Source organism: Pseudomonas sp. P5_A12 (genome assembly GCF_056400685.1).
Genome location: NZ_JBFUKU010000360.1, coordinates 1 through 4,813 on the forward strand (window position 1 = coordinate 1; position 4,813 = coordinate 4,813).

Consider the following 4,813-nt stretch of genomic DNA (forward strand, 5'->3'; position numbering starts at 1 on the left):
GTTTGAACGGATCGTTCTTGTCCTTGGCCTTGGCGATGTACTTGTCGATGTTCGACACATCGCCAATTTCATCGAGCATGGTCAGAACGGCTTCGTTTGCGCCGCCGTGGGCAGGGCCCCACAGTGCAGCGATGCCGGCGGCGATGCAGGCGAACGGGTTGGCACCCGACGAACCGGCCAGACGAACGGTAGAAGTCGATGCGTTCTGCTCGTGGTCGGCATGGAGGATGAAAATCCGGTCCATGGCCTTGGCGAGTACCGGGCTGATCGGTTTGATCTCGCACGGGGTGTTGAACATCATGTGCAGGAAGTTTTCCGCGTACGTCAGGTCGTTGCGCGGGTACATCATGGGTTGGCCCATGGAGTACTTGTAAACCATCGCTGCCAGCGTCGGCATCTTGGCAACCAGGCGGATCGCGGAAATTTCGCGATGCTGCGGGTTATTGATGTCGAGGGAGTCGTGGTAGAACGCCGAGAGGGCGCCGACTACGCCGCACATGACGGCCATCGGGTGGGCGTCGCGACGGAAGCCGTTGAAGAAGGTCTTCAGCTGCTCGTGAACCATGGTGTGGTTCTTTACGGTGCTGACGAACTGGGCCTTCTGTTCTGCGGTCGGCAATTCGCCGTTGAGCAGCAGATAGCAGGTTTCCAGGTAGTCCGACTTTTCAGCCAGCTGTTCGATCGGGTAACCGCGGTGCAACAGAATGCCGTTGTCGCCGTCGATATAGGTGATCTTCGACTCGCAGGAAGCGGTCGACATGAAACCAGGGTCAAAGGTGAAACGGCCCGTGGCCGTCAGGCCGCGAACGTCGATAACATCGGGACCAACGGTGCCGGTTAAAATGGGCAGCTCGACGGGGGCTGCGCCCTCGATGATCAACTGCGCTTTTTTGTCAGCCATGTGGCCTCCTATTTATGCTTGAAATCATCAGACAGACCCCCCACGCAGGGCCCGCACCACTATAGTGAGATAAATTCGAATGTCAATTTGCCTAAAGTCTTGCTTCTGAAGGCTTTAACCGGACCTTTTCCTCGAAATTGACTGCCGTTTACGCCTTTTGTCCAACTTGTGCAATCAGCTATTAGGGGAAGGTGAACGCGTTGTCATTAGTAGCCTAACTGTCTATACTCGCCCTCCGACCGCCAGGGGCTTTTGGGCCTGCTTTATTGGGGGTCGCACTCCCTGGGTGGTGGGTACCTGACCAGTGCACTCCCCAACAACTTTGCCCTGATTGTTAGGGGCTCTTCAGTGTGAAAAAAAAGCCGTGAATAGCCAACGACCTGTAAACCTAGACCTAAGGACCATCAAACTCCCAGTCACTGCTTACACGTCCATTCTTCACCGGATCTCCGGAATCATCCTCTTTGTCAGCCTGGCCATCATGCTTTATGCATTGGACAAGTCGCTGAGCTCGGAAGAAGGTTTTGGCCAGGTGAAAGCGTGTTTGACCAGTCCGCTAGCCAAGCTAGTGATTTGKGGCATCCTGTCCGCCTTGCTGTATCACCTGGTAGCCGGTGTGCGCCATTTGATCATGGACATGGGCATCGGCGAGTCGCTTGAAGGCGGCAAACTGGGCTCGAAAATCGTTATCGCCGTTTCCGTGGTGGTAATCGTTCTGGCAGGAGTTTGGATATGGTAACTAACGTCACGAACCTGTCGCGTTCGGGCCTCTATGACTGGATGGCGCAACGTGTGTCTGCGGTCGTTCTCGCGGCTTACTTCATTTTCCTGATCGGATACGTCGTTGCCCATCCTGGCCTCGGCTACGCCCAATGGCATGAACTGTTCGCAAGCAACTGGATGCGTATTTTCAGTCTCCTGGCTCTCGTTGCCCTCGGCGCTCACGCCTGGGTCGGCATGTGGACCATCGCGACCGACTACCTGACGCCAATGGCGTTCGGCAAGTCCGCGACTGCAATACGTTTCCTCTTCCAGGCAGTATGCGGCGTCGCGATGTTCGCCTACTTCGTCTGGGGTGTGCAGATTCTTTGGGGTATCTGATTCATGTCTACTACAGTTAATACGCTTTCGTTTGACGCCATCATCATTGGCGGCGGCGGTGCTGGCATGCGCGCTGCTCTGCAGCTGGCACAAGGTGGTCACAAGACTGCCGTGGTTACCAAGGTTTTCCCGACTCGTTCGCACACTGTATCCGCCCAGGGTGGCATCACCTGCGCCATCGCCTCGGCAGATCCGAACGATGACTGGCGCTGGCACATGTACGATACCGTCAAGGGTTCCGACTACATCGGTGACCAGGACGCTATCGAATACATGTGTTCCGTTGGCCCGGAAGCCGTTTTCGAACTCGAGCACATGGGCTTGCCGTTCTCCCGTACCGAACAGGGTCGCATCTATCAGCGCCCGTTCGGCGGTCAGTCGAAAGACTTCGGTAAAGGTGGCCAGGCTGCCCGTACCTGCGCCGCGGCCGACCGTACCGGTCACGCCCTGCTGCACACCCTGTACCAGGCCAACCTCAAGGCCGGCACCGTATTCCTCAATGAATACTACGGCGTCGACCTGGTGAAGAACGAAGATGGTGCCTTTGTCGGCATGATCGTCATCTGCATCGAGACTGGCGAAACTTCCTACGTCCGCGCGAACGCCACCGTTTTGGCGACCGGCGGTGCAGGTCGTATCTACTCGTCCACCACCAACGCCCTGATCAACACCGGTGACGGCGTCGGCATGGCTCTGCGTGCTGGCGTGCCGGTACAAGACATCGAAATGTGGCAGTTCCACCCGACCGGCATCGCCGGCGCCGGTGTACTGGTGACAGAAGGCTGCCGTGGTGAAGGCGGTTACCTGATCAACAAGCACGGCGAGCGTTTCATGGAGCGTTATGCTCCGAACGCCAAAGACCTAGCTGGTCGCGACGTTGTTGCCCGTTCGATGGTTAAAGAAATCATCGCCGGCAACGGTTGCGGTCCGGATGGCGACCACGTAATGCTGAAACTCGATCACCTCGGTGAAGAAGTTCTGCACAGTCGTCTGCCAGGCATCATGGAGCTGTCCAAGACCTTCGCTCACGTCGATCCAGCCGTGGCGCCGATTCCGGTCGTGCCAACCTGCCACTATATGATGGGCGGCGTTGCCACCAACATTCATGGCCAGGCAATCACTCAGGACGCCGACGGCGTTGACCAGATCATTCCTGGTCTGTTCGCCGTAGGCGAAGTGGCGTGCGTATCGGTTCACGGTGCCAACCGTCTGGGCGGCAACTCGCTGCTCGACCTGGTGGTATTCGGCCGCGCCGCCGGTCTGTTCCTTGAACAGACCCTGAAAGAAGGCGTTGATTACGCTCGTCCTCGCCAGTCCGACATCGATGCTGCTCTGGCACGTCTCGATGGCCTGAACTCGCGTACCGAGGGTGAAGACGTCGCTACCCTGCGTAAAGAACTGCAAAGCTGCATGCAGAACTACTTTGGTGTATTCCGTACCGGCGAATACATGCAGAAGGGTATTGCCCAGCTGGCTGATCTGCGTGGCCGTATCGCCAACGTCAAGATCAACGATAAGAGCCAGGCGTTCAACACCRCTCGTATCGAAGCGCTGGAGCTGCAAAACCTGCTGGAAGTGGCCGAAGCTACTGCCATCGCTGCAGAGATCCGCAAAGAGTCCCGCGGTGCTCACGCCCGTGAAGACTTCGAAGACCGCGACGACGAAAACTGGCTGTGCCACACCCTGTACTTCCCGGGTGACAAGCGCGTAACCAAGCGTGCTGTGAACTTCTCGCCGAAGACTGTTCCGACTTTTGAACCTAAGATTCGGACTTATTAAGGGTGGCCGCCATGTTGCAAGTCAGTGTTTATCGCTACAACCCTGATCAGGACGCCGCGCCGTTCATGCAGGAATTCCAGGTCGATACCGGTGGTAAAGACCTGATGGTGCTGGACGTGCTGGCCCTGATCAAAGAGCAGGACGAAGGTTTCTCCTATCGTCGCTCTTGCCGTGAAGGTGTTTGCGGTTCCGACGGCATGAACATCAACGGCAAAAACGGCCTGGCATGCGTCACGCCGCTGTCGTCTGTCGTAAAAGGTAACAAGCTGATTGTTCGTCCGCTGCCAGGTTTGCCGGTTATCCGTGACCTGGTCGTTGATATGAGCATCTTCTACAAGCAATACGAGAAGGTTAAGCCATTCCTGCAGAACGACACGCCGGCTCCGGCCATCGAACGTCTGCAGACCCCGGAAGAGCGTGAAAAGCTTGATGGTCTGTACGAGTGCATCCTGTGCGCTTGCTGCTCGACTTCTTGCCCATCCTTCTGGTGGAACCCGGACAAGTTCCTGGGTCCAGCTGCTCTGCTGCAAGCGTACCGCTTCCTGGCAGACAGCCGCGACACCAAGACTGCCGAGCGTCTGGCTTCGCTGGATGACCCGTTCAGCGTATTCCGCTGCCGCGGGATCATGAACTGCGTCAACGTTTGTCCGAAAGGCCTGAACCCGACTAAGGCCATCGGTCACGTACGTAACATGCTGCTGCAAAGCGGCGTGTGACTCAGCAGTTGTAACCCGGCTGTTGTAAATGTAGTACCGCTGTACCMGTAGATGCTACGGCGCAGGCTTCAACCGGCGCCGTAGTTTTAACCTGAGCAGCAGCTTATAAGGCTGCGGCTCTTATTTTGAAGAAATGAGACAAGCAGGGGCATCCGGGCTGGTACCCGGACTATCAGCGTGATCCTAAGTGGCTTGTTTTGGTCGCTGCATTCGGACTTCTGCAAGTGTGCTCGGTGTCGACGCCGGTGGTGTTCCCCTAACCGAGGGTGACCAAGCATGCAAGAAAGCGTGATGCAGCGCATGTGGAACAGCGCCT

General features: G+C 57.0%; 5 protein-coding genes. 4 read left to right on the forward strand and 1 reads right to left on the reverse strand.

The features are described 5' to 3' along the window. Positions 1 to 901, reverse strand: a 901-nt coding sequence (gene gltA, locus AC1DSG_RS27770; protein ID WP_477793737.1) for a citrate synthase, incomplete at its 3' end; no start/stop codon positions are given. Positions 902 to 1,265: 364 nt separating this feature from the next. Between gltA and sdhC the strand changes: the two genes are divergently transcribed. The 4 genes from sdhC to AC1DSG_RS27790 are packed head-to-tail and all read left to right on the forward strand — an operon-like array spanning position 1,266 to position 4,497. Next, complete coding sequence (gene sdhC, locus AC1DSG_RS27775) at positions 1,266 to 1,640, forward strand: succinate dehydrogenase, cytochrome b556 subunit (RefSeq protein WP_477793738.1); 375 nt, start codon at positions 1,266 to 1,268, stop codon at positions 1,638 to 1,640. Further along, positions 1,634 to 2,002: a succinate dehydrogenase, hydrophobic membrane anchor protein gene (gene sdhD / locus AC1DSG_RS27780; RefSeq protein ID WP_059402221.1), complete on the forward strand. Its 369-nt coding sequence runs from the start codon at positions 1,634 to 1,636 to the stop codon at positions 2,000 to 2,002. Before sdhC ends, sdhD begins: the two co-directional genes overlap by 7 nt. A 3-nt stretch (positions 2,003 to 2,005) precedes the next feature. Then, a complete protein-coding gene (gene sdhA / locus AC1DSG_RS27785; RefSeq protein WP_477793739.1) occupies positions 2,006 to 3,781 on the forward strand; it encodes a succinate dehydrogenase flavoprotein subunit in 1,776 nt (591 codons plus the stop codon). An 11-nt stretch (positions 3,782 to 3,792) separates the two neighbouring features. Further along, on the forward strand, positions 3,793 to 4,497 hold the full coding sequence (locus AC1DSG_RS27790) for a succinate dehydrogenase iron-sulfur subunit (protein ID WP_157711726.1): 705 nt from the start codon (positions 3,793 to 3,795) through the stop codon (positions 4,495 to 4,497). Positions 4,498 to 4,813: the final 316 nt, after the last annotated feature.

What these genes read in the sequence shown, in the direction of transcription:
- sdhD (WP_059402221.1), top strand. Translation starts at nt 1,634, where the DNA reads ATGGTAACTAACGTCACGAACCTGTCGCGTTCGGGCCTCTATGACTGG.
- AC1DSG_RS27790 (WP_157711726.1), top strand. Translation starts at nt 3,793, where the DNA reads ATGTTGCAAGTCAGTGTTTATCGCTACAACCCTGATCAGGACGCCGCG.